Here is a 26,655-nt window from a genome sequence, read left to right on the forward strand (position 1 = left end):
ATGGCTAAAGATACTCGCGCACGCAAGAAGGTCACTCGTACCGTCTCTGAAGGTGTCGCACACATTCACGCTTCTTTTAATAACACCATTGTTACGATTACCGATCGTCAAGGTAATGCATTGGCTTGGGCTACCTCAGGTGGACAAGGCTTCCGTGGATCACGTAAATCAACACCGTTTGCTGCTCAGGTAGCTGCTGAAGTTGCTGGTAAAGCTGCTTTAGATTACGGTTTGAAAAACTTGGACGTCCTTGTAAAAGGTCCTGGTCCTGGTCGTGAATCTGCGGTTCGTGCATTAGGTGCAGTGGGTTATAAAATTAACAGCATTACCGATGTGACTCCAATTCCGCACAACGGTTGCCGTCCACCTAAAAAACGTCGCGTGTAAGGAGAAACATTCATGGCTCGTTATATTGGTCCAAAATGCAAACTCTCTCGCCGCGAAGGGACAGACCTGCAATTAAAATCTGGCGTTAAACCATTTGACGTTAAGACTAAAAAACATGCTAAAGCTCCTGGCCAACATGGCGGAGCTCGTGGTAGCAAACAATCTGAGTACTCACTACAATTACGTGAAAAACAAAAAGTACGTCGTATGTACGGTGTGTTAGAGCGTCAATTTAGTAACTACTATAAAGAAGCTGCTCGTGTTAAAGGCGCAACAGGTGAAAACTTGTTGAAGTTGCTTGAAAGCCGTCTTGATAACGTTGTTTATCGCATGGGTTTTGGTTCTACACGTGCAGAAGCTCGTCAGTTAGTATCTCACCGTAGCATCACTTTGAACGGTCGTCGTGTTAACATTGCATCTATCCAAGTTAAAGCTGGTGATGTAATTGCAGTACATGAAGGCGCTAAACAACAATTACGTATCAAAAGCGCAATTGAATTAGCTGCTCAACGTGGTATCCCTGCTTGGATGGAAGTTGACCATTCTAAGTTAGAAGGTACGTTTAAAGCTGCGCCAGATCGTTCTGATTTACCTGCTGAAATCAACGAAAGCTTGATTGTAGAATTGTATTCTAAATAATCCTTGAGGTAGCAATAAATGACGCGTACTGCAAACGAGTTTCTAACTCCGCAAGCGATCAAGGTCGAAGCGGTGAGCGGGACCTCGGCAAAAGTGATTCTGGAACCTTTAGAGCGTGGCTTTGGTCATACTCTAGGTAATGCTTTACGTCGCATTCTATTGTCTTCTTTACCTGGCGCAGCTGTGGTTGAAGTGGAAATAGAAGGCGTCGAGCACGAGTACAGTACTTTAGAAGGCTTGCAGCAGGACATCGTCGAGCTCTTGCTGAACCTAAAAGGATTGTCTATTAAGCTGTTCGATCAAAATGAAGCATATTTAACATTAGAGAAACAAGGGGCAGGTGACGTAACTGCAGCTGACCTTCGTTTACCTCATAATGTTGAAGTGGTTAACCCTGATCATTTAATCGGTACTTTGAGTTCTTCAGGTTCATTAAAAATGCGCCTTAAAGTTGCTCAAGGTCGTGGTTATGAAACATCTGACTCACGTTTCCCTGAAGGTGAAACACGTCCAGTAGGTCGTTTACAGTTAGATGCTTCTTATAGCCCGATCAAGCGTGTTTCATACACAGTAGAAAATGCTCGTGTTGAACAACGTACCGATCTTGATAAGTTAGTGATCGATCTTGAGACTAACGGAACTGTTGATCCAGAAGAAGCAATCCGCAAAGCGGCAACAATCTTGCAACAACAAATTGCAATTTTTGTTGATCTTCAGAAAGATCAAACTCCTGTTGCTCAAGAACCTCGCGAAGAAGTTGACCCAATTTTGCTTCGTCCAGTAGATGATCTCGAGCTAACTGTTCGTTCTGCTAACTGTTTGAAGGCAGAAAATATTTACTACATTGGTGATCTTGTTCAACGTACTGAAGTTGAGTTGTTAAAAACTCCTAACTTAGGTAAAAAATCGTTAACAGAGATCAAAGATGTTTTGGCATCGAAAGGTTTACAACTCGGCATGCGTTTAGAGAACTGGCCACCAGCTAGTCTCCGTATGGATGACCGTTTTGCCTATCGTAGCCGTTAATTAAGTAGGACTATCACCATGCGTCATCGTAATAGTGGTGTGAAATTAGGCCGTACAAGCAGCCACCGTAAGGCGTTGTTCCAAAACTTAACAAATGCTTTAGTTGAGCACGAGTTAATTAAAACAACTTTGCCTAAAGCGAAAGAACTTCGCCGCGTTGCTGAGCCTTTAATCACTTTGGCAAAAAACGATACAGTAGCAAACCGTCGTTTAGCGTTTGCTCGTACTCGTTCTGCAGCAACTGTTGGTAAATTATTTACCGTTCTTGGCCCTCGTTACAAAGAACGTAACGGCGGTTATCTTCGTGTTCTTAAAGCGGGCTTCCGTGCAGGTGATGCTGCACCGATGGCTTACGTTGAACTCGTTGACCGTGAAGTAAAATAATACTTCTACGTGTAGAACAGTCAGTTGTTCCAAAAAAGGCCGGTGTAATAACCGGCCTTTTTTATTGTTTATTTTTAATCATTTTTGAGACGAGAAGATTCTCAATAATAATTTGCTTCTCAATACTGCTTTGAGTATTTGACCAATATGCTAAATTAAGCCGAGATACTATAAAAAATTTAAACAGATACATATGTTAGATATTGAGATTAAAATTTTAGATGTAGATGAGCTGAATGATTTCAGAGAGATTCGGCTTTCAGCTTTAGCAAAAGCCCCAGAAATGTTTGGTTCTACTTATGATGCAGAAGTCGTAAAGCCGTTAAGCTTTTTTCAAAGTTGCTTATCAAGTTCAACAATCTTCGGGGTTTATCATAAAGATAAAATTATAGGTTTGGCGACGTTAACACGAGAGCAAGGTATAAAGCTGTCGCATAAGGCTATTTTATCTAGTGTATTTATTGAACCTGAATTTCAAAGACAAGGTATTGCATGTGCATTGCTTCGCACTGTTATTGCCTATGCTAAAGCGCATGTCGAACAAATTTTGCTGACAGTTGCTGATGGAAATCAGTCAGCAATTAGGCTTTATGAAAAATTTGGCTTTCAGGTCTATGGGGCGGAGCAAAAAGCTTTGAAAAATAATGCTGAATATACAGATGAGCTTTTAATGAAGCTTTTTCTGCTCTAGGTTCTTCATTTACAAACTTTTAAAGACTGTATTATTTGAAATTGCTCAAAAGCCATTTTTCAGAGTCATTCATTTTAAATTCTTCTATAAAAAGACGTATTAGGCTGATTTTAATAAGTTGTCTTATCTTATTTGGATTTTTTCTAACAACAATGCTGTGCTGAGATTGCACACAATCAATGTGTCATCACTTTAAAATTTCCCCAATCCTCTTACTCGACTCACCCTGCTTATCCAAGAAATCCAAGCAAAAATCTCAACATTTTTGACAGCGATTTTTTATCAAAATGTCCCGAACTGATATAAAAAAACCGATGAATGACTAAACTTGACATTGTGTATTGTCAAATTTGTGCTTTAATAAAGACATGGTTTATACAGGGTATAAAAAAAATGGAAAAGCAAGTTGACGTATTAATTATTGGTGCAGGGATCTCAGGAATCGGATTGGCTGTACATCTTTCTAAGCATTGCCCACAACGCAAATTTGAAATTTTAGAGCGTCGTGACAGTTTTGGCGGGACTTGGGATTTATTCCGCTATCCTGGTATTCGTTCTGATTCGGATATGTCGACCTTTGGTTTTAACTTCAAACCATGGGCAAAAGAAAAAGTACTTGCGAGTGGCTCTGAAATCAAAAGCTATTTGAGTGATGTCATTAGCGAAAATCAATTGAAAGAAAAAATCCATTTTGGTCATCGTGTGCTTTCTGCAAACTATGATTCAACAAAGAAAAAATGGTCTGTTGAAGTAGAAGACAGCAACAAGAAAAAGCAAATCTGGTCAGCAAACTTCGTGATGGGTTGTACGGGTTACTATAACTATGATCAAGGTTATGCACCGAAATTCCCGAAACAGGAAGATTTTAAGGGTCAGTTCATTCATCCGCAACACTGGCCTGAGAATCTGGATTACACGGGTAAGAAAGTCGTGATCATTGGTAGTGGTGCAACTGCGATTACCTTGGTTCCTTCAATGGTGAAAGGTGGGGCAGGCCATGTGACGATGTTACAGCGTTCACCAACCTATATTGCAACAGTACCTTCAATTGACTTTATTTACGAGAAAACCCGTAAATTTATGTCTGAAGAAACTGCTTATAAATTTACGCGTGCACGTAATATTGGTATGCAACGTGGTATTTATGCTTTAGCTCAAAAATATCCAAAAACTGTGCGTCGCTTATTACTGAAAGGGATTGAATTGCAGTTGAAAGGTAAAGTTGACATGAAGCACTTTACTCCAAGCTATAACCCTTGGGATCAACGTTTATGTGTAGTACCAGATGGCGATTTGTTTAAAGCATTACGTCAGGGTCAAGCGAGTGTAGAAACAGATCAAATTGAGAAATTCACGGCGAATGGTATTCAACTAAAATCTGGTAAACATCTTGAAGCGGATATCGTTATTTCTGCAACAGGTCTGGAAATTCAGATTCTGGGTGGTGTAAAAGGTTCAATTGACGGTAAACCGATGAATACATCGCAGCACATGTTATATCAAGGTGTGATGGTTAGCGATGTACCTAATATGGCAATGATCATTGGTTATATCAACGCGTCTTGGACATTAAAAGTTGATATTGCAGCTGAATACATTTGCCGCTTGCTTAATCATATGGACAAGAATGGTTTTGATGAAGTGATTGCGCATGCAGATCCATCGCAACTTGAACATGACACGATTATGGGCAAAATGTCTTCTGGCTATATTGCTCGTGCGGCAGATGTGATGCCTAAACAAGGCAAGCAAGCCCCTTGGAAAATTACCAATAACTATTTGGCAGACCGTAAAGAATTGAAAGATGCTAAATTTAATGATGGTGTTCTACAGTTCCACAAACGTGATGAACATGCAGATCGTAAACCAAAATTGGTATCGTAATTTAAATACTCAATAATTGAACAACCCTATGTCAGTGCATAGGGTTTTTTTATTTGAAAGAGGCTTTGAATTCTAAAAATATCACGTATATTGGGCAGATTAGAAAATTAAGATTAGGGATAGTGTGATGAAAAAACTCATCATTTTGGGGCTGATATTATCAAGTGGTTTGGCTTTTGCAGATGATGCAAAACAGAAGGAAGCGATTGCACAAAAACTGGTATCTGTTGATGGTACCGAGCAAGGTTTACAAAACACAGATAAAATGATTTTAGAGCAAATTCGGATGCGTTTGCCGAAAGATTTACCAGAAAGCTTCTATGCCGATTTAAGTAAAAACTTGAATAGTGAACAGCGTAAGCAGTTTATTGTGCAGCGTTATGTTGAAAGCTTTAATCAAAAAGAACTGCAAGCAGCTTTAAATTTTTATCAATCTGCTGAAGGTAAAGTCTGGGCGAAGAAGGCAAGTGATGTCGGCAGTGAGGTTGCACATTTCACCACACAAAATGCGCGTAATGCACTCAATACGACCATGCAACAATACAGTGAAAATCCTAAGGTGAAGCAGTTAATGGAACGGATGAATCCGCAACCTGCTCAAACGGCGAATGAGAAATTAGCACCAAAATAAAGAAAAAAGGGATCATGCATCTAGCGTGATCCCTTTGGTTTTATAGATTTATTAGAGGGTACGTGAAATCAACTCTTTCATGATTTCATTGGTACCTGCATAAATACGATTGGCACGGTTGTCGATATAAGCACGTGCAATTGGATATTCGAGCATATAGCCATAACCACCATGCAATTGTAAGCATTCGTCGACAACTTTCGAGAACATATCCGAAATTTTGTATTTTGCAGCTGCGGCAGCATCAACACCTAAGCTTTCTTCGAGTTGTAACTCCATACAGCGATCTAAATAAGTACGGCAGAAATCAATTTCAGTCCGTAACTCAGCCAGTTTAAAGCGGGTATTCTGGAAGGTACCAATTGGTTTACCAAACGCTTTACGGTCTTTGGTGTATTGAACGGTATGCGCAAAAGCAGCTTCAGCACCAGCCTGACAAATAATAGCAACCAACATACGTTCCCATGCCAATTCTTTCATCAGCATCATAAAGCCCATGCCTTCCATACCGAGCAGGTTTTCTTTAGGAACACGAACATTATCAAAGAACAATTCGCAAGTATCCTGACCTTTCATCCCGATTTTATTTAAAGGTTTTCCTTTACTGAAGCCTGCACGATCTGCTTCCACAATAATTAAAGAAAGATTGGCTGATCCTTTTTCATTATTACCAGTTTTACAGACCACAATGGCCATGTCGCATAGGTAGCCATTGGTAATAAAGATTTTTGAGCCATTAATGACATATTCATCGCCATCCAGTACCGCTGTAGTACGTACAGCTTGAAGGTCTGAACCTGTCCCTGGTTCGGTCATGGCAATCGCGGTAACCGTTTCACCTGTTGCCATTTTTGGAAGCCAGTGCTGCTTTTGTTCTTCATTACCAAAGTTGTTGATATAGTTGGCAACGATATCTGAATGTAATGAAAAACCAGTGCTGGAATCCATTGCATAGGCTTGTTCTTCGATCAGAATCATACTGTAGAGTCGGTCAACACCCGAACCGCCATATTGCTCTGGCATGGTGGTACATAACAGGCCAAGTTCGCCTGCCTTATTCCATAGGTCGCGGTCAACATGTTGTTGTTTTTCATATTTTTCAATATTGGGAACAACTTCTTTTTCATAGAATTTACGTACAGTTTCACGAAATGCTTCATGATCAGAAGTAAAAAGTTTACGCGCGAGCATGTTTGGAACTGGACGAATTGCACCTGATTGCATTTGTTATATTTTCCCTAGTTTGTTGAATGTAAATCATCTACCTCACCATACAAGAAAGGGAAAATAGTGAACAATGTGATCAATGCTCAATTTGATTGATGTATTTGGTCACTTGAGAAAAAACGCTGCGAAGTTAAACGGGGATCGGGTACACTATGAGAGAAAATTGTTGCATAGTGGAACAGATAATGTCTGATGAAATGACACTGGAAGAACGTAAGGTCGTGTATCGTGCACGTCGCGGTTTAAAAGAAATCGATGTATATTTTGACCCGTATGTTAAAAGCTACTATCTCACCGCGGATCCTGCTGAAAAGGCCTTGTTTGCAGAGCTGGTTGATCAGGAAGATCCAGATTTACTGGACTGGTTCATGGAAGTTGGGGAACCTCCACGTACTGAACTGAAAGAATTTATTCTAAAATTAAAACATTATGTTCATGGCTAATCGCGTTTTTGAGTTGCAATACAGTCGTTTTTCGATTGCATTGCAACTGTTTATTCTACTCTTGATTGTTAGCCTCACTTATTCTCTACTTTCTTTAGCTTTATGGTTAAGCAGTTGCTTGTTATTGGCGTTGAGCTGGTTTCTATTTCTTAAACAACCCCGATTAAAACGTTTTGAACATCTGGATCAGCAGGAATGGTCATTTGAGTTTTATGATTCATCTCTCCCCATCCAGTGCCGCAAAATCGAAAAAATAATCGATCATCAAGCCTATATCGTGCTTTATTTTTCTGATCCAGAACATAAAAATTTCATTATTTGGTGGGATCAGTTATCACTTTTACAGTGGAAAAACCTAAAATTACACGCAAAACTTGCATAATTGTTTGACAATTTTACATCTGTATATAATTAATTATTTTATAAATTTCAATAGCATAGTTGTTTTAAGTGTCTTTTTTAGTCAAATTGTTAGATTAAATACTCTAAAAAATAGTGAAAATTATGATTGTCAGACAATCTGGCAGTCAAGGCTGATTTATTTTCGTTAAAGTACAAACACCAACGTAAAGTGTGGTGGAGGTCCAAAATGGAAATTCCAACATGGTCGTTTCTGGTGATCGCAATTGTTTTTGCGATTGTAGTAGGAAGAGCAGGAACTTTACTCAGGGAATATCTTGAATCACATCAACCTGTTGCTGTGACCAAGAGAAAGAGATTGAAAGTATCATCAATATATCACTCTCCCGTGAATATCGATGGTGAACGCCAATCTAGTATCTATCAAAAGTAGATACAAAAGTGTAGGAGGTCTCTATGGAGATTTCAATGTGGATGTTTCTGGTAATTGCGATCGTTATGGCGATTGTAGTAGGAAGAGCTGGAACATTACTCAAGGATTATTTTCAACAAAACTAAAATATAAAGAGTTTCACGATTTTACCAGTTAATAAGTAGCATGTGCTGAACCGTCGCAATGCTACTTTTTTTTGCCTGAAATTTCTGTATTCCCGCAAATCTGTCAATTCATTCATTTGTGAAGTATGTCAAAATGTCCCCGTGAAATTAGAGCAATTACTCTTTAATTCAAGTATTGCATCTGATAATGTACAGCTAAAAGGAAAAAACAAATTATTAGAGGGACAGGAAGTATGTCTAAACTCCATAAAATGGGACAGGGCGTAGCGGTTGCTTTGCTGACAACATCAATGTTATCTGGATGTTCTTACGTCGTTAAAACTGGAGCGAATGTCGCCTTAGGTTTTGGTGAAAAACATATTGTTCCACCGATTTTGGCAATGGATGATGCTGAAATGGTGTGTAACTCAGGAAATGCATTAACACCGGCAGTGATGTCGACCAAAGATATGGGTGCAGACCCAACCCGCATGGCAGTTCTGCTTTATACCGCAGCAGGAATTTGTGCTGAAAATCAGGCATTGGAAGCAGAGTTACGCTATTTGCGTGCTTCTAAAGCAGGTCAGGTATCGGAAGCACAAGATGCTCGTATTGAACAGAAACGTTGGGCTGGGATTGCGGCTGAACGTCAATATGCAGGCTATCAACTTTTTGCAAATCGTTGGGAATCAAAATACAAATATAAATTAGGTGATTCATGCCCAACCATGCGTAATGATCTGGATCAGACTGTTTATTTGTTGGGTATGGTGAGTGGTTTACAAGCCATGACCAATGACATTAACTCTGGCGGTGCGATCAATGTTCCTAAGGATATAGCAGGGATTGTTGAACGTGGCATGACCTGTCTGGACAATGAAAAATTCTGGGGTGCGCCAATGGCGACTCGCGCCGTGATCTGGACTTTATTGCCAGGTGCAGGCGATGGTAAACCTGAACCTTATGCCACAATGAAGCAATCGATGGCGATCGGTGAGAAGAAAGGTGTTCGCTTATCGCATGCTTTATATGCCGTGGCAGCACAAGCCAGTGGCGATGATGCAAAATTACGTGATGCGCTTCGTTCTTATGCAGCAGCAACAGGTGATGACAAACCTGCAAATCCTCAGTTCAGACTTATCGATAAAATGGCAGGTTTGATGGTTCGCGGCATCGCAGATCGTTATTGGACTGAAAATACAGGTGTGAGAGCAAGCGATGAAGGCTTGACCACATTCTGGGATGATAAACAAGAAAGCTCGGCTGAACTGGATTCACTCTTTGATGGTGGCGAGGGTGCCTCTGCACCTGCACAGGATGAGGCTGCTCCAGCGCAAGAAACACCAGCAGAGTAACCTGAATTAAACGGCCTTTTACATTGCAAACATCTACACTTTGTAAAAGGTCTGTTTTTTCAAGAGGTGGTCGATAAATGAAAGATCAAATATGGATAGAAAAAGTCATTTTGATCGCGATATGTGTTTCGATATCGGCATGTCTGCAAGTTTTTGCTGATCATTTCATTTACTGGCGACCGAGTTTACTCAGTGAGTTCTGGCGTTTATGGACCGCACACTGGGTACATGTCGGCTGGATTCATTTTCTTTTAAATATGCTGGCATTTGCGTGTTTACCTTTCATTTTTCCGCATGTCCGCAATTGGCATTTATGGGCATTACTACTGATTTTGCCGCCATTCATTAGTTTAGTTTTCTATTTCTACTTACCTTATATTGATGCTTATGCTGGGCTTTCGGGTGTGCTACATGGTCTGTACACCGCCGTAGGGCTGGTTTATCTGCAATATAAGAAAGAACGTAAGTTTGCAATACTGGTTTTAGCCCTGATTGCAGCAAAACTGATTTGGGAAAATACCTTTGGACAAACTGGAACAGCTCAGTTGATTGGCAGCCCAGTCCTGACTGAAGCACATTTAATTGGTGCTATCGGTGGCCTCCTATGTGGGTTAAGTTATTTATTTGTAAGAAGGAAAAAAATAGAGAACACATAAATTGATAAAAACAACCAACAAAAAAGTGATTGTAGTCATTCTTTTTTGAAAAAGATTGATTCAAATTTAAGCGGTTTAAAGGGATTGGTTAATAAGAGGGTAAATTCATTTATCTATCAACCATGGACAGCGCATGATTCAACATCTTTGGATGGATGTTGATAAGAATAAACTGGAATAGACATGCAAAATGATCAAGAGAAAAAGTCTGGATTAGCCCGATTAGGCTATATCTGGAATGATTGGATATCAACATTCATCATTCTTGCTTTGTTGCTAATGACCTTGCTTATTGGTACTGGCGAGATGATTCACGGTCAAATGCTCCGTATGGGGGAGCGGCTTTACGGTGATCAAACCACAGGAATGCAATATTCGTTTTTGAGGGCGGAGCCTGAAAAACCATCTTGCGATCGACATCCTAACATTGATGCACAAGTTCAAGAGCAGATGAAGGCCAATGCTGCGGATGAATTTGCAAGTATGTTCGGGGCTGCTTCTGAGTCTGATGTGCGTACCTCATTATTGGCAGCACAGCAGCAGTGTGAAGAAAAATATCAATTCTATGATAAAGCGATGAAGCATTTGGAAGCACATCCAAGTATTCGTACTTATCGTAAAGTTGAGACAACATTCTTCGGAATTTTCAAATTAGGTTCTGAAAACCAGACTGTAATTCTACTGGTTATGGTTTTATTTGCTTCAATTACAGCGTCTTTGCGTTACCACCACATTGGTTTACGTGCACCGAAAACCAGAATTGACTTCCGTGTTTATTCAGCATTGATGGTGGCGGGGAATGCTTTACTAAGTTATTCGGTCTTAAGCCAATATCATTCAGTCTTGAATTCAGGCGTTGAAGTTGCTGGTAAAACCACAGTCTTATACTGGTTATGGATTGCGTTATTCGTATCCCTGACCATTATCAGTATTTTCCAGTTTATCTTTATACCGAAAACGGCTCAGCCGAAGGGTAACTTTGGTTTAGCCTTACTCAGTGTACCGTTGTATGCCTTCATGTCTTTGGTGACCGGTATTGTATTTACCTTCTTCATGGACTATCCAATGGGGCAAGGGATCTACTTGGGTATTCTGGTTGAGTTCTCGGGTATTTTCCTGAATCTTGCACTGTTTATTTGGGCTGGTATGTTGCTGACCCAAACCCGTGTCATGGATTTATTCTTAAATATCCTGCGTCCATGGAACTTGGCGCCTGAAACGTTAACTTGGTTAATCTTGATTGCGGCAGCGATTCCAACAGCCTATACAGGTGCTTCAGGGATTTTCGTTATTGCAGCGGGTGCAATCATCTATAAGGAAGTTTGGAATTCGGGCGCTCGTCGTCAATACGCCTTAGCTGTATCGGCAATGTCAGGCTCTTTAGGTGTGGTGATTCGTCCATGTCTACTTGTAATCCTGATCTCAATGTTAGACAGTCGCCATGTGACATCTACCGAATTATTTGATCATGGTATCTATGTCTTCTGGCTAACAGCATTTATTTTCCTTGGTGTTTCATTGATTCTTGCCGAAGAAAAATTCCGTGTGAATTCACCTAAAGTTGCGGTACCAGGCATGTTACGCGCATGTCTCCCTGTCATTCCTTATGTGATTATCGGTTTCGCCGTCGTGATGTTCTATAAGCTGGCTTTAGATACGTCTATCAATGAATTCACTGCACCAATGATTTTACCGTTGGTATTGATTGCAATGATCTTGTTTGACAAGTTATTTGCATCAAAAGTGGCACCAGCGCCTGTGGTTGATCCTAAGCATGAAGCTCTGGTTCGTGAACATGAGAAAAAATCCGAGTTCCTGAAATCACATGATCCACATGGCGGTAAGCACTTAGGTTTTGGTGGAGCATTACGTTTTGCAACCTCAGAAACAGTTGGGCATATTGGTGCGTTGATTCTGCTTATGGCATTGTCTGCAAGCGTCGGTGGCTTAATTGAACGTGCTGAAGTTGTGGAATTATTACCAACACATCTCGGTAATATTTATATTTCACTTGCCTTTATTGCACTGCTACTTGCCATTATTGGTATGACGACAGATCCATTTGGTGCGGTGATTCTGGTTGCTGCAACGGTTGCACCTGTGGCCTACGAGAATGGTATCCATCCGATTCATTTCTGGATGATTGTACTGGTTGCCTTTGAGTTTGGTTATGTGACACCACCTGTTGCCTTGAACCACTTGCTGACGAGGCTCTCGGTCGGGGATGAGGAAGTCTCGGCCGCCGACAGGGAAGCGAAAGAGAAATACACCAGTTTCTACTTCCGTTATGAACGTTGGTTATTGCCGATTATTGTATTGTTCTCATCGTTGGTGTTGGTGACCTATGCACCTTATATCTTCCAGATGTTTGGCTGGTATAAGCACTAACAGTTGAACCTAAAAAAGCACCTACGGGTGCTTTTTTAATGTCTTTATTTATGAAGTTCGCTTTTTGCTTTGGATCAGCGGACTGCATAATAAAATTGCCAATAAAATGATACCGAAGCCAATCACATTGTATAAATCAGGTACTTCATTCCAGAGCAAAAATCCCCAAATGCCCGCGAAGATAATCGCAATATAATTGACAGGTGCAATCTGTCCAGCTGGTGTTAGACGATAGGCGTGAGACATAAAAATCTGGCTGACATTGGCCAATACACTTGCTGAGATCAGGAAAAATAATTCATACAGGTGGTAAGGTCGCCAAACCCAGAACATCGGAATCACTGAAAGCAAAGAGCCGATTAGGCAGAAATAAAATACGATGCGTTCAGGTGGTTCGGTTTGAGTGAGGGCGCGAACAGTCACAAATGCCATAGAGGCCAATAGACTTGAACTAATGCCGACATTCAAAGTGTAGGGCTGGAAAATTGTTTTAGATAATCACTGGGTGTCATGCTGGTTTCACGTTTAAACATCGCACTAAAAGCGCTGGGACTTTCATATCCCAAATCTAAGGCAACATTGAGTACGGGCTTATTCATGGCGAGATCAATCATGGCTTGCATCAGTTTTGCCTGTCGAACCCAGTGAGAAAAATGTAAGCCTGTTTCTTTTTGAAAATGACGTGCCAGTGTTTTACTGCTGATATGTAATTGTTGTGCGCTCTCTTCCAGACTCCATTCCAAAGCCAGACTTTCTTTAATTCTCTGACAGAGCTGCTGAAGCTTCGGGCTTTGTGGATCAGGTAAATTAAAAGCCAGTGCAGGTAACAAACGGACTTCATCCAGAATGAGTTGCAATAATCTTTCATTGCGGCTTTCAGGTTGAATCTCGTTTTGGATGTCCATCGCGCTGCTCATTAACTCCCTTAATAGGGCAGGAATCGCAACTACACGGCATTCATTTCGTATATCGTGCTGCAAGGTATCTTCAATAAATACGCCTCGTGCTCTGACATCACCGCTACTTAACAGGGCATGGGGTTTGTGTGCGGGAATCCACACACCACGTCCAGGTGGAATAATCCAGATTCCTTCATGGGTCTGGACACGGATCACGCCTGTCAGGGTATGAATTAGCTGGATACGGTCATGACTATGCCAGTCTTCAATATGGCCATGCGGATAATTCTCCGAGAAGGCATAGACTGGATAATCCAAGAAGCCATGTTTAAAGTTTTTCCCCATACTGAGCAAACCTGAAATAAATTGTCCTTTTTACGATAGTTGTCGTCTTTTTATCGAGAAACTATAAGTTGATTATTTTTTAGCATGATCTGTACGGCAATGTACAGGTTTAGATTATGTTTCAGAAAGCTTATTTTTATCCATTGTTCGCCATTTTATTTTGGGCTGGCAATGTTGTTGTTTCCAAAATGGCGAGTCATGCCATTTCTCCTGTGGCGATTACTTTTTATCGACTGGTACTGGCGCTCGCCGTGATGAGTACGTTTGTTCTGATTCCTGTCTGGAAAAACCGGCACACCATCAGGCAATACTGGAAGCAATTGGCATTGGGCGGTTTCTTGTCAGTGTCACTGTTCCAATTCTTATCGTATCAGGCCGCATCGACGACCACGGCAACCAATATGGCGATCGTCACCGCCTTGATTCCATTACTCACCATGATCTTGAGTAGCGTGATGCTCAAAGACAGAATCAGCTATGGCATGTTATTCGGTGGCGCACTTTCTTTTTATGGCATTTTATATTTATTGGGTCACGGTAGTATTCGCAATATATGGGGGCAGGGCGTACATCTCGGCGATGGCTTAATGCTGATTGCAGCAGCAGGCTATGCTTTATATGGCGTGTTGTTAAAACGCTGGAAAATGCCGATTCCTGCTTGGCAATCTAATTTCGTACAGTCTAGTTTTGCTATTTTATATGTATTGCCATTCTTTCTGTTTTTACCCGCCCAAGATATACAACTGAATCAGCAAACTATTCCGTTGATTGTGTATGCCAGCATTTTCTCATCGGTATTGCTGTCTTATTTATGGATTGAAGGGGTCAGGCATTTAGGGCCGAATCGCAACAGTATTTTTATGAACCTGTTGCCTTTATTTACCGCATTGATTGCAGTGGCTCTACTCGGAGAACATTTGCAAATGTTCCATTATATTGGTGGTGGTTTGACTTTGGTGGGAATCTTGATTGCACAAACGATTCAAAAACCGCTTCAGTTGAAATCTCGTTCTGAACAAATTTTAGATTAAAACGTTCGGTAATAAAAAAGCTTTAACGAAGGTTAAAGCTTTTTCTGTTTTAAGAGTGATTCTGGGTAGCGAGTTGCGCCTCTAATAACTTGATCTGCTCTTCTTTTAATTTAAGCATTTGATCAACATCTTCATGTTGTTGCTTAAGCTCATGTTGCTGGTCTTGAAGTTGCAGGTGAATATCATCCAGTTTTGCAATTTCTTCCTTGGCTAGACTGTCATTGGTGGGAAGAGGCGCTTTAATAATCGATTCTTCAACCAGTTTAATTGGTTCAACAGGCTCATTTTCCGCAGTCACTGTTTCATTGCTGACTGTCGTGTCTGGTTGAGAGCTTGTAACAGTAGTTTGAGCTGCAACAGGTTGTGTTGGCATTGTTGTCGATTGCTGATCTTTTTGTGCTAAAAACCATTGGACAGCAAGGAACAGAACCACAACAACACTTATTCCACCGATTATCATCCATAATAATCTGGAATTTTCAGTTGGATATGTGGACATCATTTTTAACCTTTCTAGTCAAAATGACGAGGTTTGAACTGTATCACCCCAATTTCATCTGGCTCAGCGGGTTGTTGCTCTTCCACGTGGGTTGGGCGCTTCTCGCTATAAGCACAGTCGATACATTCAATCCACTCGTCATCCACAGTGATGATCTTAACCACACGATCTAACGCTCCACATTTGGGACATTTTGCACCCGCGATGAATTGTCTTTTCATGTCAGTTAATTACACCCTGTGAATAATAATGACATAGTTTAAGCGGTTTTATCTGTGTTCGTCCAACCTTGATGACGTAATAACGCATCTATTTTAGGCTCTCTTTTTCGGAAATTGCGAAACGCATCAAGTGCTGTATCTTTTCCGCCAACTGCTAGAATAAACTTTCTAAACTCTTTTCCAGTCTCGGTATTAAAAATACCTTCGCTTTCGAAACGGTCAAAGGCATCACTTGCTAAAACTTCTGCCCATTTATATGAGTAGTAGCCCGCAGCGTAGCCACCCGCGAAAATATGACTGAAACTGTGCTGGAAACGGTTGTATGGAACAGTCGGGGCAACGGCAAACTTATTGCGAATTTCGTCCAATGTTTCCTGAATCTGCTGGCTGTTTAATGCTGGTGCTTGACGATGGATCGTTAGGTCAAACAAGGCAAATTCAATCTGACGCAGGGTTTGCATACCTGACTGGAAGAAACGTGCATTCAATAACGCGGATAGCAGTTCTTGTGGCAGGGTTTGTTTGGTTTCGGTATGTTCACTCAGGACATCCAGACTTTCATTATCCCATGCCCAGAACTCCATGAACTGACTTGGTAATTCAACTGCATCCCACGCCACGCCGTGTGTACCTGCAACCGAGATGTTATCTACTTCGGTGAGCATGTGATGTAAGCCGTGTCCAAACTCGTGGAATAAGGTAATCACTTCGTCGTGGGTCAGCAGGGCAGATTGATCGCCAATCGGCGGCGTAAAGTTACATACCATGTAGCAAATTGGCTTTTGCAGGCCATTTGCCGTTTGCACACGGGAACGGAAACCGCTCATCCATGCACCACCTCGTTTGCCATTACGGGCATATAAATCGAAGTAGAAACCACCGACCACTTGGCCTTGATCTTCAATTTCAAAATAGCGCACATCATTTTGCCAAACGGGTGCCTGACGTTCGACGATCTGGATACCGTAAAGGCGTTGTACGATTTGGAATAAACCTTGTACCACTTTGGGTGCTGGGAAATATGGTTTAAGCGCTTCTTGAGAAAGGTTGAACTGTTGTTGTTTTAACTTTTCAGAGTAATAGGTTGCATCCCACGGTTTGAGTTCTTCAAGACCGTCTTGTTGAGCAATGGCCTTAAGCTCTGCAATTTCAGCCAGTGCTGGGGTGCGCGCATGTTCTGCCAGATCGACCAGAAATTTATCGACAGTTTCGACATCTGGTGCCATTTTACTGGCAAGTGAATATTCAGCGAAATTATTGAAACCTAGCAATTGTGCCATTTCCTGACGTAAGCTCAGGATTTCTTCCATCACAGGTGTGTTATCAAACTCAGTCTTGTCGGACTGTTCAGATGCACGGGTGACATAAGCCTTGTAGAGTTCTTCTCTTAATTTGCGATCATCGGCATAGGTCATAATCGCAAAATAAGCAGGGAAGTCGAGCGTGGCAACGGCTTGCTCTAGCTCGCGTTGTTGTCCGTACTGCTTTAACAGTTCGATACTGCTTTGTGGTAAGCCTTTGAGCTGATCTTCGGTTAATGGTTTGAAGTAGGCTTGGGTTGCATCGAGCACGTGGTTCGAGAAGTCCGAAGACAACTGGGACAAACGTGCCGAGATTTCTGCATAACGTTTTTTCGCTTCACCTTCGAGTGCAACACCAGACAGTTTAAAGTCACGTAAAGCCAGTTTAATGGCGCTTTGTTGTGCTTCACTAAGTGTCTGAAATGCAGCGCTATCGTGAATCTGCTGATAAGTTTGATACAACGGTGTATGTTGACCCAATTGGGTATAATATTCGCTCAAACTTGGTAAAAGTGCTTGGTAAACCTCACGGGTTTCGGCATTGTTCATGACCGCATTCAGATGCGACAAAATGCCCCATGACTCACTCATGTTATTTTCAAGTTGATCGACTTCGGTCAATGTTGCAAGTTGGGCTTCTGTGCCTTGCGGAACTTCATTGAGTTGATTTAAGAAGTTCTGACCATTTTGAATCGTCTGTTCGATCTGTTGTTTTAATTCGGCAAGTTGAATGCGATCAAACTGAGGAACGGGAAGTGTCGCTTGCTGTAGTGTCATTGTATTTTTGCCATATCATCTTTAAACATAGTTATAGATGTAGGGCTTAGCAAGGGAGAAATCAAGTGTGACTATGCTTCATCTCTTATATTTAGATTAATTTTCTCTATTCATAAACATGTATATGTATTTTTAAATCATTAATGTCTATGGTTGATGGAGGATATGTATGCGTTATGGTGATGAGAAGACAGCCTATCTTCGGAATAGCAATTCTGAAGGGAATCATTTGTTTAATAAACTATTTACTAAAGAAAGACTTAATTAATTAAGTTTTGTCGAGTGATTAGAGGAAGGATGGGTTAAACCGTAATTATTATGCTAAAAAATATCAGTGCTTTTTTCTTATTCTTGACTGTATCTCTTCAAGTTGGGGCTACGGTAAATAATGCGATATATATTGGCTCTAGAGGAACAGGAAGTCCATCTGCCAATAGTCCAGCCTCGACGTTATTCTTTCTTGTATGTGGCGCTGGGGCACTATATGTCTACTATAAATTATTCCTAAGCTGGTTTAAACGTAAGAAAGGTGGTGAAGAACCACAACGTTTATATGGCTTGGGGGATTGGGCAATAATGCTAGCCGTATTTGGGCTGTTAGCATTGTTTGCATCCGGACTCACTTTTGAAATACTGAGTACTTTTGGTGGGAAAGAATTGGTGGGGCAGATTTGGTATCTTGTTTTATTGGGCTTTTGGGGAGTACTTGTATTTTTAGATAGAACTTAATTTAAGAAAGGATGAAACTCTAAAAAAGAAAGAGAGCCGAAGCTCCCTTATCTTTTATCAATTACTCAGCCTTTGCTTTCGCATTCGACTTTTTCTTTTTCACTTTCTTTTTGGCCTTTTCTTTCGTTTCAGGCTTAGCCGCTGCTTTTTTAGCTGGCTTTTTGCTATAAGAGCTTGGTTTGTTCTTATCTTTTTTCTTACGCACAGGCTTTTCGCCGTCTTCACTTACTTTAGACTTTGTAGAGGCGGGTTTACCAAAGACTTCTTCAGTTGTTGAAGCACGATTTGAGCTAGAAGGATTCGCTGTACGAGGTGCTTTCTGGCGAATTACACGGCCTAAATGCGTTAATTGCTGAACCAACTGGAAGTCAATTTTACGTTCTTCCAGATTTACACCTGCCACTTGAATCTTGACTTCATCGCCGAGACTAAACGATTGACCACGATTTTGACCGATTAAGCTTTGGCTGGCTTGATCATACAGGAAGAAGTCTTCACCCAATTGGCTGACATGGATCATGCCATCAACATAAAGATCTTTGAGGGTGACGAATAGGCCGAACTCAGTCACGGCACTAATGATACCAACAAACTCATCGCCTAAATGCTGTTGCATATAATGGCATTTCAACCATGTTGTGACACTACGTGAAGCTTCATCGGCACGACGTTCAGTTTGTGAAAAATGCTCACCTGCATCATCTAATGCTGCACCTGAAAGCGGGTAAGGTTTCTTATCAAGATAAGCCTTAATCGCACGATGTAACAATAAATCAGGATAACGACGAATTGGCGAAGTAAAGTGTGTATACGCTTCATAAGCAAGACCGTAATGTCCGGCATTCTTCGCGCCATAATATGCTTGCATCATTGAGCGTAATAACACTGCATGAATACTTGGTGCATCTAAACGATCTTTGGTCGCTTCAATCACGGCTTGGTAATCGGCTTGGGTTGGCTGCTCAGGAAACGGCAAGCCGAGTAACTTCACAAAGTCACGGACTTTTTGAATACGTGAGAATTCAGGCGCTTCATGCACACGATAAAGCATAGGAATATCATGTTCTAGAGCATATTCAGCTGCTGCAACGTTTGCCAGTAACATACATTCTTCAATCAGCTTATGCGCATCATTACGTGTACGTGGCAAGATTTCCTTGATTCCACCTAACTCATCAAAGGTCATGTAGGTTTCAATGGTTTCAAATTCCATTGCATGACGTTCAGCACGAAGACCTTTTAAGGTTTGATAAAGCTGGAATAGGGTGTTCAGCGATTTATGGATAGTCTTATCTTCTGGGATAGCATCCGTTGCGCCTTCAAAATATTGACCGACTTGGGTGTAGGTCAAACGCGCTTTAGAATGCATCACCGCAGGGTAGAATTCATAACCTGTGACTTTACCTGCACGAGAAAGTTTTAAATCACAGACCATACATAGACGGTCAACATGTGGATTTAAAGAACATAAGCCATTGGATAATGCTTCTGGCAGCATTGGTAACACGAAGTGCGGGAAATATACTGATGTCCCACGATCTTCTGCTTCTTCGTTTAACGGCGAATCTAAACGAACATAATGGCTGACATCTGCAATGGCGACGACAACGCGGTAGCCACCGCCTGGGCGTTTTTCAGCAAAGACCGCATCATCAAAGTCACGCGCATCTTCACCATCAATCGTAACCAATGGCAGATCACGTAAATCAACACGACCTTGACGATCCTGCTCAGAAGGCTCTTTAAAGCTTTCTGCTTCTTTAATCACAGCCTCTGGAAATTCATAAGGCAAACCAAATTCTAAAATCGTCTGCGGAATGATGATTTCCGTATCTGCTTTGTCTGCCATGGATTGAACCACATGACCTGTCGCCAGTTCTTCACGGGTCGGATAGTCATCAATGGCAACACGCAACATATCACCAACTTTGGCGTTGGCATGTTCAATCAATTCTTTTTCTAAGGTAATCGGTTGATGCTGATTGGGATTGCTGGGTTGAATGAAATATTCACCATCATGCTCAGAGACTTTACCAATAATCTGCTTAACGCGACGTTGTACCACTTCGGTAATAAAGCCCCAAGCTTTGCCTTTACGGTCAACAGACGTTTGGCGTACTTTAACGCGATCACCATTAAAGACTAGACGTAACTCACGCTCAGGCAAGAGGACATCATCCTGACCAGCAATATTGGCGGTGCCCAGTCCTTTACTATTGATATAGACCGTTGCTTCATGGCTCGGTAAATCTGTTGCAGGTTGGTATTTGAAACCATCCTTCATTAATTGCCCATCACGCACCATTGCGCTTAAACGATGGTTTAATGCATCAATACTTTTTTGATCTGGGATATTAAAGTGGTCAACCAGCTCTGCATGAGACTGTGCAGTTTTTAATTGTTCTAATGTAGTTAAAATAAGAGTTCGGCTAGGAATAGGATTATCGTAACGTTGCGCTTCTGCTTTTGCTTCGGGATCAGCCCAATTTTTAGTCATATCGTTTCATTTCACATCTGGCAGATCGGTTTAGCATAAGTCATTCAAACTCTAACTGCACGTCAAAGATTGCAAGATTCTGTTTATCGCTCCGATCTGAATAAAGGAGAGAACACTATATTAACAAGCGTAGAACTAAAAAATGCTGAAAAAATGCGTAAATTGATTAAAAAGTATTTGATTGAGCTGAAATAGTGGAAAAAAATAGGAACATCCCTTGTGTAATGTGGTTTTAGTTTGTATTATTGCGCTCGTGTTACGGTGAGATGGGTGAGTGGCTGAAACCACATCCCTGCTAAGGATGCATACGGGTAACTGTATCGAGGGTTCGAATCCCTCTCTCACCGCCACTTTACTTAAGGCGCTCATAGCTCAGCTGGATAGAGCACTTGGCTACGAACTAAGGGGTCGGGAGTTCGAATCTCTCTGAGCGCACCAAGTAAAGATTTAAAGTAACACATGCCATTATTGGCAACCTAAGTAATGCGCTCATAGCTCAGCTGGATAGAGCACTTGGCTACGAACTAAGGGGTCGGGAGTTCGAATCTCTCTGAGCGCACCAACTTAAATAGAAGAAACCGCTTAATTGCGGTTTTTTTGTGCCTGAATTTTAAGAGATATAAATCATCACGCTGCTATAAACGGCTAAAATATAATATAGGCTCAGTAAAGCCATGAGTATAATTCTTGATTTATTTGAGAATATTTTTAATAAAGTAGACACCATAAAAGCAATCAATAAAAACATCCATGCTCTAATGAATGTGATTATCCAGAGCTTCCAATTCTTTTTCTGTATCGCGGTTGGGGTGTTGGGGGCTAATTGCTGATAATTTAGATGAATTAAATTTCCTTTAAGATCAATATAATCAATAGCTTTAAGCTGGTATTCGGGCCGATTATTTCCTATCGGAATTGTTTGATAATAATAGATTGTTTGGATCGCATGAGTCGGTTGCTTAAGCTCTTGCTGGCATAACTTCATGAGTTTGACATCACACTTCATTGTTAAAGAATTATTGACGTTTGTTGGAAGTATCAACGATGCACCAGCTCGTTCACGACGGATGTGAAATTGGTTGGTTGAGTTGATATATTGTTTTGAGATTTTCCATGTGTGATTTCTAGCAAGGTCTACTTGGTGTAAGGCTGCTTGGTGCAAAGAGCTAAAAACTAATAAAATTATGAAAGAATAAAGAAAGCATAGGAAGGCAGATTTAAAGTGGTTTGAGATGTAATTTTCTTCTGCATTATGGTTCTCGAAAATAGTTTTTGGCATTGCGTTCCTTAGTTTTAGCTAGATTTTACTTTTACTATTTTCTTTTCAAACAATTGATAAAGATAACCCACTGTCCCAAGCACACCCACCATACGGATCACATGAAATGCGGTCACCATAGGCACGCCGAGCTGTAACACATTGGCGGTTAATGCCATTTCAGCTACACCACCTGGGGCAAGACCTAAACCAAGTGTGGGTAAGGGAATATTTGTCCAGAAGGAGAGGGTGTAGGCGAGCAAGCCAGCGAACAGAATGGCGCCTAGATTGCTTAGGGCCACAATACTGAGATAATGCGGTGCGGTTTTGAAAAATCCTGACTTAAATTTATTGCCTAAAGACCAGCCCAGTAAGACTTGGCCTAAATGTAAAATTGTTGTTGGCATCGCCGACAGGTGAATATCTTGTGTGGTAAATAAAATTGCAACCAGTAGTGCACCGAAGGTCCAAGGGTTTGGCAGCTTGTAATATTTAAAAATACGGCTGGCAAAGTAAGCCAAACTTGCTAACAGGGCAAGACCATACCAATTCACTTCGCCATGACGATGAAGCGTACTGTGATCAAGGCCATGCCATCCCATAAATTGATAAAAAAATGGAACAATGACCACCACCATTAACACACGTAAGGTATGGGCAGAGGCAACTTTATCGACGCGGGCTTGATAATGCTCAGCCAAGTTAGACATTTCATTTGCACCACCGATTGCGGAAGCAAACCAGGCCGTTTTAAAGTCAACATTTCCCCAGCGATACAATATGGCAGAGCCGATTGCACCCAAGAATAAGGCAAAGAGTAGCCCGCCAAGCAGAAGAGGCCACTGCGTTGCAATCAGTTGAATCATTTGAGGAGTAAAATAGAGACCTAGCGTCAGTCCTAAAATCGACAAGCCGATATTACGTGCGCTGTGATGGCATTCGATCGGCGCATGATTCATTTTAAGAAATGCGGTAATGAATAAAGGCCCAAGTAGCCATGGAAGTGGCAGATGTAACCATTCCGCCAAGTGGGCACCTAAAAAGGCAACCGCTAGACTCAACGCATACTTGAGGTACATCATTCAAACCACCGAAAATAAGTGAATAAACCAAAGCAAAGGTGCCAATAGCAATACATGATTGCTATTGGCCATGCAATTAAGATCTTTGACGTTTGCTACGTAACCAGCGAATCAGTGGCAACACAATCATGATACCTGCCATGATCCATAACACCTTCGTGATATAACCATCAAAGAGAATAAATAATTCACCATGTGAAATAGAAAGAGCACGACGTAAACTGGATTCCATCAGTCCACCCAATACAAAACCGAGGATCAGGGCTGAAAGCGGAAAGTTGAGCTTACGTAAAATATAACCAAAGATACCGAGTACGACCATTAAAATCAGGTCGAATATCGTACTGTGGATGGCATATACCCCAACAAAACTTACTGCGGCAATGGCGGGTAGTAAAATGAAATGTGGAACACTCAGGAGCTTGGCAAAGTAGCGAACCAGTGAAATGTTCATAAATAGGAGTAGGGCACTGGCAATAAAGAGCGAAGCAATAAGTCCCCACACAATCGTTGGTTGCTCGGTAAAGAGTTGTGGACCTGGCGTAATATTATATAAAGTTAAAGCGCCCATCATGACCGCTGTCGTTCCAGAACCAGGCACGCCCAAAGTCAACATTGGAATAAACGAGCCACATGCTGAGGTATTATTCGCAGCTTCTGGCGCAGCAATTCCGCGTAAATCTCCTTCACCAAATTTACTGTCTTTGCCTGCCAGCTTGCGTTCACTGGTATAAGCCAAAGCACTGGCAATCGTGGCACCTGCACCGGGTAAAATACCAATAATAAAGCCTAGAAAAGAACTGCGAAGGGTAGAGCCGAGTGTAAAAGTAAATTCCTTTAAATTGAATAGACTACGCTTACCTTGTCCTAACGCTTTTTGCCCAATCGCCGTTTGTTCCAGCATGATCAGGATTTCACTGATACTGAAGAAACCAATCACGATCGTAGTAAATTGAATTCCGTCACTTAAACTGACAGAGTTAAAAGTGAAGCGATATACACCTGTCACAGCATCTACGCCCACTGTCGCGAGTAATAAACCAATTAAAGCGGAGATTGCTGTTTTTACAGGTTGATCACTGACTAAACCACTTAAGCAGGTGAGTGCAAATACCATCAGAACAAAATATTCGGCGGGGCCAAACACAATCGCCCATTTTGCCAAAAGGGGAGCAAATAAAATAATCCCAACAATGGCAATGATACTTCCAATGAATGAGCTCATGGCTGACAGTGATAATGCAATACCAGCTTTACCCTGTTTAGCAAGTGGATAACCATCAAGCGTTGACATAATGGCTGCCGCATCACCAGGCACATTGATCAGAATTGCTGAAATTCGTCCCCCAAACTCACAGCCTAAATAGACCGAAGCAAGAAGAATCAGTGCGCTTTCAGGAGGTAGGCCAAGCGCATAAGCAAAGGGTAACAGTAAGGCCACGCCATTAATCGGACCTAAGCCGGGTAATAAGCCGACAATGGTTCCGATAAATGCACCAATAAGGGCAATAAGTAAGTTTTGTGGGGTCAGTGCAACCTGAAAACCGTACATTAAATATTCAAAAACATCCATTTATTCTTCCCCGTTTTAATTAAAGAGGCCTAATGGCAGAGGGACATCTAGTACATAATCAAATAGTCCGTAGAGTAAGCAACCAAAGACAATGCCAGTGACAAGTGAAGCCTTGAGGCTGCCACCGAAAAGAGGGCCGACCAGAAAAAACATCAGGGCAGTCGAGATAGGAAAACCTAAAAGCTCAAAAGTGGTTGCGTAAATCAGCATGAATAACATGAGCAAACCAACTTTTTTTAAGATGCTTCTGGATAGCCCTAGGTTAAGTAACTCTGCAAGTTTCTTGGGCCGAATAACGAGATAAAAACAACATAAAATTAATAGTAATAATAGAAGTGCGGGGTAGGGGCGTGGCCCCAATGGATCATAGGGAATGGGTGCAACATAGCTCCAGCATAAATAAAGCAGACCAAGACTCACAATCCCTAAAATCCCTGAAAAAATTCTTTCTATGGGCATAATCATTCCTTTTCTGATCTGGTTTTTAGATACATTTCAGGACACTGGAGTTTCAGCGAGAGAAACCTCCAGAGGCTGAAATACTTTTATTTATTGTTTTCGGGATTATTTGGTAATGAGTTCGAACTCTTTGGAGAGATCTCTTAACTGATTGGTTTGTTGTAAGACGAATTGATCTAACTCGGCGCCAGTCATCGAAAATGGCAGTAAATCAAACTGTTCGCGGGTCTGAGTGAACTTTGGATCGGTGAGCATTTTATCGAATGCTGTTTTCCACCACTGATAGGCCTCATCACTCACTTTAGGACCAACGTAATAGCCTCGTACAACAGGCCACTGGATGTCATAACCTTGTTCTTTGGCTGTTGGTATATCTGCTAAGGTATTCGGAAGACGTTCAGGTGCAAAAACTGCAAGTGCGCGTAACTTGCCTGATTTAACATGAGGAATAACCTCCGCAATGCCTGCACTGACAACTTGAATATGATTGCCTAAAACTGAAGTAATGGCTTCACCACCACCTTCCATCGCGATATAAGTCATATCTTTCGGATTGACGCCAGCGGCTTTCGCCAACATTGCGGTTTGCATCCAGTCCTGACCGCCAACACTGCCACCCGCACCAAAGCTAATTGATTTAGGATTTTTCTGAAGAGCCTGAATCAGGTCATTAAGATTTTGGTAGGGTGATTCAGCACTCACAGCAACAACGCCGTAGTCTGTACCGACCACTGCGAGCCAGCGTACGTCTTTTTCGGTGTATTGTCCGAATTTGCCTTGGGCTAAATTAAGTAGTGAGCCTGTTGAGAATGCGACAATGGCATTGTCATTTGCTGGATCATTAGCGACGATCTTGTTATATGCCACTGCACCCACACCGCCTGGCATGTAGGTCACTCGCATTGGAGAGTTGAGAAGTTCAGTTTCTCTAAATGCTTTTTGTGCCAGTTTACAAGTCAGGTCAAAGCCACCACCCGGTTTAGCAGGGGCAATACATTCAGGACGTTTGGGTTCTCCGACTTGGCCTTTGCTCTTATCACATGCAGATAAACCGAATCCTAAGGTGATCAATGTAGTTGTGAATAAAATTTTTCTTAACATTTTAAATGTTTCTCCGTAAACAATTATATTGATATGCAAATGCATACATATTTAATGGTGCTGCTTTTAATAAGAGTTTAGAATTTCTATTAATAATTGAATTTTAGTTTGGAGGTGGTCCATTAACCTCTGTTTTAGATTTTTACTATTGTGTGACTTGGTTATTATTGAGATTAGCACTATATTTTATGAGTCAATGGTGTGGTTTTAAAATATTCCTATATTGTTAATTTATTTGGAGTGTTAGGTGTTTTTAAAAATGGATGTAGAAGGTA

The 26,655-nt window shown here is 41.4% G+C and carries 26 protein-coding genes, 3 tRNA genes and 1 pseudogene; 18 read left to right on the forward strand and 12 right to left on the reverse strand.

Features of this window, described 5'->3' with window-relative positions:
• The 7 genes from rpsK to PJ15_RS10600 all read left to right on the forward strand — a co-directional run bounded on the left by rpsK (nt 1) and on the right by PJ15_RS10600 (nt 5,642).
• Complete coding sequence (gene rpsK / locus PJ15_RS10570; RefSeq protein ID WP_004281491.1) at nt 1-387, forward strand: 30S ribosomal protein S11; 387 nt, start codon at nt 1-3, stop codon at nt 385-387.
• Nucleotides 388-399: 12 nt separating this feature from the next.
• The gene (gene rpsD, locus PJ15_RS10575) at nt 400-1,026 is read left to right on the forward strand and encodes a 30S ribosomal protein S4 (protein ID WP_004775874.1); all 627 of its coding nucleotides are present in this window, start codon (nt 400-402) and stop codon (nt 1,024-1,026) included.
• A gap of 18 nt (nt 1,027-1,044) precedes the next feature.
• The gene (locus tag PJ15_RS10580; protein ID WP_004660372.1) at nt 1,045-2,052 is read left to right on the forward strand and encodes a DNA-directed RNA polymerase subunit alpha; all 1,008 of its coding nucleotides are present in this window, start codon (nt 1,045-1,047) and stop codon (nt 2,050-2,052) included.
• A gap of 18 nt (nt 2,053-2,070) precedes the next feature.
• Nucleotides 2,071-2,436: a 50S ribosomal protein L17 gene (gene rplQ / locus PJ15_RS10585; protein ID WP_004641032.1), complete on the forward strand. Its 366-nt coding sequence runs from the start codon at nt 2,071-2,073 to the stop codon at nt 2,434-2,436.
• 193 nt (nt 2,437-2,629) lie between these two features.
• Nucleotides 2,630-3,127: a GNAT family N-acetyltransferase gene (locus PJ15_RS10590; RefSeq protein ID WP_047430521.1), complete on the forward strand. Its 498-nt coding sequence runs from the start codon at nt 2,630-2,632 to the stop codon at nt 3,125-3,127.
• Nucleotides 3,128-3,520: 393 nt separating this feature from the next.
• The gene (locus PJ15_RS10595; RefSeq protein WP_004775870.1) at nt 3,521-5,011 is read left to right on the forward strand and encodes a flavin-containing monooxygenase; all 1,491 of its coding nucleotides are present in this window, start codon (nt 3,521-3,523) and stop codon (nt 5,009-5,011) included.
• 127 nt (nt 5,012-5,138) lie between these two features.
• Nucleotides 5,139-5,642 carry a DUF2059 domain-containing protein gene (locus PJ15_RS10600; RefSeq protein ID WP_047430524.1) on the forward strand — a complete coding sequence of 168 codons (504 nt, stop codon included), beginning with the start codon at nt 5,139-5,141 and terminating at the stop codon, nt 5,640-5,642.
• Between the two features lie 51 nt (nt 5,643-5,693).
• Here PJ15_RS10600 and PJ15_RS10605 read toward each other — a convergent pair whose 3' ends face one another.
• Nucleotides 5,694-6,866, reverse strand: coding sequence for an acyl-CoA dehydrogenase family protein (locus PJ15_RS10605; protein WP_004775867.1), 1,173 nt, complete (start codon nt 6,864-6,866; stop codon nt 5,694-5,696).
• Between the two features lie 188 nt (nt 6,867-7,054).
• Here PJ15_RS10605 and PJ15_RS10610 point away from each other — a divergent pair, with 188 nt between their 5' ends.
• The 6 genes from PJ15_RS10610 (at nt 7,055) to PJ15_RS10635 (ending at nt 12,608) form a co-directional block, all read left to right on the forward strand.
• Nucleotides 7,055-7,312 (forward strand): succinate dehydrogenase assembly factor 2, encoded by a 258-nt coding sequence (locus tag PJ15_RS10610; protein WP_004775865.1) that lies wholly within the window; start codon nt 7,055-7,057, stop codon nt 7,310-7,312.
• Nucleotides 7,299-7,694 (forward strand): hypothetical protein, encoded by a 396-nt coding sequence (locus PJ15_RS10615; RefSeq protein WP_047430526.1) that lies wholly within the window; start codon nt 7,299-7,301, stop codon nt 7,692-7,694. Before PJ15_RS10610 ends, PJ15_RS10615 begins: the two co-directional genes overlap by 14 nt.
• A gap of 207 nt (nt 7,695-7,901) precedes the next feature.
• A complete protein-coding gene (locus PJ15_RS10620; RefSeq protein ID WP_004775862.1) occupies nt 7,902-8,105 on the forward strand; it encodes a hypothetical protein in 204 nt (67 codons plus the stop codon).
• A gap of 358 nt (nt 8,106-8,463) precedes the next feature.
• Nucleotides 8,464-9,564, forward strand: a complete 1,101-nt coding sequence (locus PJ15_RS10625) for a hypothetical protein (RefSeq protein ID WP_004775861.1) — start codon at nt 8,464-8,466, stop codon at nt 9,562-9,564.
• Between the two features lie 77 nt (nt 9,565-9,641).
• Complete coding sequence (gene rrtA, locus PJ15_RS10630; protein WP_004775858.1) at nt 9,642-10,220, forward strand: rhombosortase; 579 nt, start codon at nt 9,642-9,644, stop codon at nt 10,218-10,220.
• Between the two features lie 183 nt (nt 10,221-10,403).
• Nucleotides 10,404-12,608: a TRAP transporter large permease subunit gene (locus PJ15_RS10635; protein ID WP_047430529.1), complete on the forward strand. Its 2,205-nt coding sequence runs from the start codon at nt 10,404-10,406 to the stop codon at nt 12,606-12,608.
• 48 nt (nt 12,609-12,656) lie between these two features.
• On the opposite strand, the pseudogene PJ15_RS10640 reads toward PJ15_RS10635, so the two are convergent.
• Both PJ15_RS10640 and PJ15_RS10645 read right to left on the reverse strand, forming a co-directional pair.
• Nucleotides 12,657-13,070 (reverse strand): annotated as a pseudogene (locus PJ15_RS10640) (DMT family transporter); the annotation flags it as partial.
• 2 nt (nt 13,071-13,072) lie between these two features.
• Nucleotides 13,073-13,852: an AraC family transcriptional regulator gene (locus PJ15_RS10645; RefSeq protein ID WP_047430532.1), complete on the reverse strand. Its 780-nt coding sequence runs from the start codon at nt 13,850-13,852 to the stop codon at nt 13,073-13,075.
• A gap of 116 nt (nt 13,853-13,968) precedes the next feature.
• Between PJ15_RS10645 and PJ15_RS10650 the strand changes: the two genes are divergently transcribed.
• Complete coding sequence (locus tag PJ15_RS10650) at nt 13,969-14,883, forward strand: DMT family transporter (RefSeq protein ID WP_047430533.1); 915 nt, start codon at nt 13,969-13,971, stop codon at nt 14,881-14,883.
• 49 nt (nt 14,884-14,932) lie between these two features.
• Here PJ15_RS10650 and PJ15_RS10655 read toward each other — a convergent pair whose 3' ends face one another.
• Genes PJ15_RS10655 through PJ15_RS10665 form a run of 3 tightly spaced genes read right to left on the reverse strand, consistent with a single transcriptional unit; the run spans nt 14,933 to nt 17,681 of the window.
• Entirely contained in the window at nt 14,933-15,385 is a 453-nt protein-coding gene (locus PJ15_RS10655; RefSeq protein WP_047430536.1) for a hypothetical protein, read from the reverse strand.
• Nucleotides 15,386-15,396: 11 nt separating this feature from the next.
• A complete protein-coding gene (locus tag PJ15_RS10660) occupies nt 15,397-15,603 on the reverse strand; it encodes a YheV family putative metal-binding protein (RefSeq protein WP_004775846.1) in 207 nt (68 codons plus the stop codon).
• A gap of 38 nt (nt 15,604-15,641) precedes the next feature.
• Nucleotides 15,642-17,681, reverse strand: coding sequence for a M3 family metallopeptidase (locus tag PJ15_RS10665; RefSeq protein ID WP_047430539.1), 2,040 nt, complete (start codon nt 17,679-17,681; stop codon nt 15,642-15,644).
• Between the two features lie 315 nt (nt 17,682-17,996).
• Between PJ15_RS10665 and PJ15_RS10670 the strand changes: the two genes are divergently transcribed.
• Nucleotides 17,997-18,410 (forward strand): putative four-helix membrane protein, encoded by a 414-nt coding sequence (locus PJ15_RS10670; RefSeq protein ID WP_047430542.1) that lies wholly within the window; start codon nt 17,997-17,999, stop codon nt 18,408-18,410.
• Nucleotides 18,411-18,471: 61 nt separating this feature from the next.
• On the opposite strand, the gene rnr is transcribed toward PJ15_RS10670, so the two are convergent.
• The gene (gene rnr / locus PJ15_RS10675; protein ID WP_047430545.1) at nt 18,472-20,907 is read right to left on the reverse strand and encodes a ribonuclease R; all 2,436 of its coding nucleotides are present in this window, start codon (nt 20,905-20,907) and stop codon (nt 18,472-18,474) included.
• A 260-nt stretch (nt 20,908-21,167) separates the two neighbouring features.
• On the opposite strand from rnr, the gene PJ15_RS10680 reads away from it, so the two are divergent.
• From PJ15_RS10680 to PJ15_RS10690, 3 genes are all read left to right on the forward strand, one after another.
• Nucleotides 21,168-21,257: transfer RNA gene (locus PJ15_RS10680), tRNA-Ser, on the forward strand.
• Nucleotides 21,258-21,268: 11 nt separating this feature from the next.
• A tRNA-Arg gene (locus PJ15_RS10685) sits at nt 21,269-21,345 on the forward strand.
• A gap of 47 nt (nt 21,346-21,392) precedes the next feature.
• Nucleotides 21,393-21,469 (forward strand) — tRNA-Arg (locus PJ15_RS10690).
• 48 nt (nt 21,470-21,517) lie between these two features.
• Here PJ15_RS10690 and PJ15_RS10695 read toward each other — a convergent pair.
• The 5 genes from PJ15_RS10695 to PJ15_RS10715 all read right to left on the reverse strand — a co-directional run bounded on the left by PJ15_RS10695 (nt 21,518) and on the right by PJ15_RS10715 (nt 26,380).
• Nucleotides 21,518-22,186 carry a hypothetical protein gene (locus PJ15_RS10695; protein WP_047430547.1) on the reverse strand — a complete coding sequence of 223 codons (669 nt, stop codon included), beginning with the start codon at nt 22,184-22,186 and terminating at the stop codon, nt 21,518-21,520.
• A gap of 14 nt (nt 22,187-22,200) precedes the next feature.
• Nucleotides 22,201-23,247: an AbrB family transcriptional regulator gene (locus tag PJ15_RS10700; RefSeq protein WP_047430549.1), complete on the reverse strand. Its 1,047-nt coding sequence runs from the start codon at nt 23,245-23,247 to the stop codon at nt 22,201-22,203.
• A 76-nt stretch (nt 23,248-23,323) separates the two neighbouring features.
• Nucleotides 23,324-24,820 (reverse strand): tripartite tricarboxylate transporter permease, encoded by a 1,497-nt coding sequence (locus PJ15_RS10705; RefSeq protein WP_047430553.1) that lies wholly within the window; start codon nt 24,818-24,820, stop codon nt 23,324-23,326.
• Nucleotides 24,821-24,835: 15 nt separating this feature from the next.
• A complete protein-coding gene (locus PJ15_RS10710) occupies nt 24,836-25,279 on the reverse strand; it encodes a tripartite tricarboxylate transporter TctB family protein (RefSeq protein ID WP_047430556.1) in 444 nt (147 codons plus the stop codon).
• Between the two features lie 105 nt (nt 25,280-25,384).
• Nucleotides 25,385-26,380 carry a tripartite tricarboxylate transporter substrate binding protein gene (locus PJ15_RS10715; protein WP_047430559.1) on the reverse strand — a complete coding sequence of 332 codons (996 nt, stop codon included), beginning with the start codon at nt 26,378-26,380 and terminating at the stop codon, nt 25,385-25,387.
• Nucleotides 26,381-26,655 lie beyond the last annotated feature (275 nt).

The organism is Acinetobacter sp. neg1, assembly GCF_000788125.1.
In the GTDB taxonomy this organism is placed as follows: Bacteria; Pseudomonadota; Gammaproteobacteria; order Pseudomonadales; family Moraxellaceae; genus Acinetobacter; species Acinetobacter vivianii.

Excerpts from the sequence above, each read along its gene's own strand:
- rpsK (WP_004281491.1), top strand. The coding sequence starts at position 1 with ATGGCTAAAGATACTCGCGCACGCAAGAAGGTCACTCGTACCGTCTCT.
- rpsD (WP_004775874.1), top strand. The coding sequence starts at position 400 with ATGGCTCGTTATATTGGTCCAAAATGCAAACTCTCTCGCCGCGAAGGG.
- PJ15_RS10580 (WP_004660372.1), top strand. The coding sequence starts at position 1,045 with ATGACGCGTACTGCAAACGAGTTTCTAACTCCGCAAGCGATCAAGGTC.
- rplQ (WP_004641032.1), top strand. The coding sequence starts at position 2,071 with ATGCGTCATCGTAATAGTGGTGTGAAATTAGGCCGTACAAGCAGCCAC.
- PJ15_RS10590 (WP_047430521.1), top strand. The coding sequence starts at position 2,630 with ATGTTAGATATTGAGATTAAAATTTTAGATGTAGATGAGCTGAATGAT.
- PJ15_RS10595 (WP_004775870.1), top strand. The coding sequence starts at position 3,521 with ATGGAAAAGCAAGTTGACGTATTAATTATTGGTGCAGGGATCTCAGGA.
- PJ15_RS10600 (WP_047430524.1), top strand. The coding sequence starts at position 5,139 with ATGAAAAAACTCATCATTTTGGGGCTGATATTATCAAGTGGTTTGGCT.
- PJ15_RS10605 (WP_004775867.1), bottom strand. The coding sequence starts at position 6,866 with ATGCAATCAGGTGCAATTCGTCCAGTTCCAAACATGCTCGCGCGTAAA.
- PJ15_RS10610 (WP_004775865.1), top strand. The coding sequence starts at position 7,055 with ATGTCTGATGAAATGACACTGGAAGAACGTAAGGTCGTGTATCGTGCA.
- PJ15_RS10615 (WP_047430526.1), top strand. The coding sequence starts at position 7,299 with ATGTTCATGGCTAATCGCGTTTTTGAGTTGCAATACAGTCGTTTTTCG.
- PJ15_RS10620 (WP_004775862.1), top strand. The coding sequence starts at position 7,902 with ATGGAAATTCCAACATGGTCGTTTCTGGTGATCGCAATTGTTTTTGCG.
- PJ15_RS10625 (WP_004775861.1), top strand. The coding sequence starts at position 8,464 with ATGTCTAAACTCCATAAAATGGGACAGGGCGTAGCGGTTGCTTTGCTG.
- rrtA (WP_004775858.1), top strand. The coding sequence starts at position 9,642 with ATGAAAGATCAAATATGGATAGAAAAAGTCATTTTGATCGCGATATGT.
- PJ15_RS10635 (WP_047430529.1), top strand. The coding sequence starts at position 10,404 with ATGCAAAATGATCAAGAGAAAAAGTCTGGATTAGCCCGATTAGGCTAT.
- PJ15_RS10645 (WP_047430532.1), bottom strand. The coding sequence starts at position 13,852 with ATGGGGAAAAACTTTAAACATGGCTTCTTGGATTATCCAGTCTATGCC.
- PJ15_RS10650 (WP_047430533.1), top strand. The coding sequence starts at position 13,969 with ATGTTTCAGAAAGCTTATTTTTATCCATTGTTCGCCATTTTATTTTGG.
- PJ15_RS10655 (WP_047430536.1), bottom strand. The coding sequence starts at position 15,385 with ATGATGTCCACATATCCAACTGAAAATTCCAGATTATTATGGATGATA.
- PJ15_RS10660 (WP_004775846.1), bottom strand. The coding sequence starts at position 15,603 with ATGAAAAGACAATTCATCGCGGGTGCAAAATGTCCCAAATGTGGAGCG.
- PJ15_RS10665 (WP_047430539.1), bottom strand. The coding sequence starts at position 17,681 with ATGACACTACAGCAAGCGACACTTCCCGTTCCTCAGTTTGATCGCATT.
- rnr (WP_047430545.1), bottom strand. The coding sequence starts at position 20,907 with ATGACTAAAAATTGGGCTGATCCCGAAGCAAAAGCAGAAGCGCAACGT.
- PJ15_RS10695 (WP_047430547.1), bottom strand. The coding sequence starts at position 22,186 with ATGCCAAAAACTATTTTCGAGAACCATAATGCAGAAGAAAATTACATC.
- PJ15_RS10700 (WP_047430549.1), bottom strand. The coding sequence starts at position 23,247 with ATGATGTACCTCAAGTATGCGTTGAGTCTAGCGGTTGCCTTTTTAGGT.
- PJ15_RS10705 (WP_047430553.1), bottom strand. The coding sequence starts at position 24,820 with ATGGATGTTTTTGAATATTTAATGTACGGTTTTCAGGTTGCACTGACC.
- PJ15_RS10710 (WP_047430556.1), bottom strand. The coding sequence starts at position 25,279 with ATGCCCATAGAAAGAATTTTTTCAGGGATTTTAGGGATTGTGAGTCTT.
- PJ15_RS10715 (WP_047430559.1), bottom strand. The coding sequence starts at position 26,380 with ATGTTAAGAAAAATTTTATTCACAACTACATTGATCACCTTAGGATTC.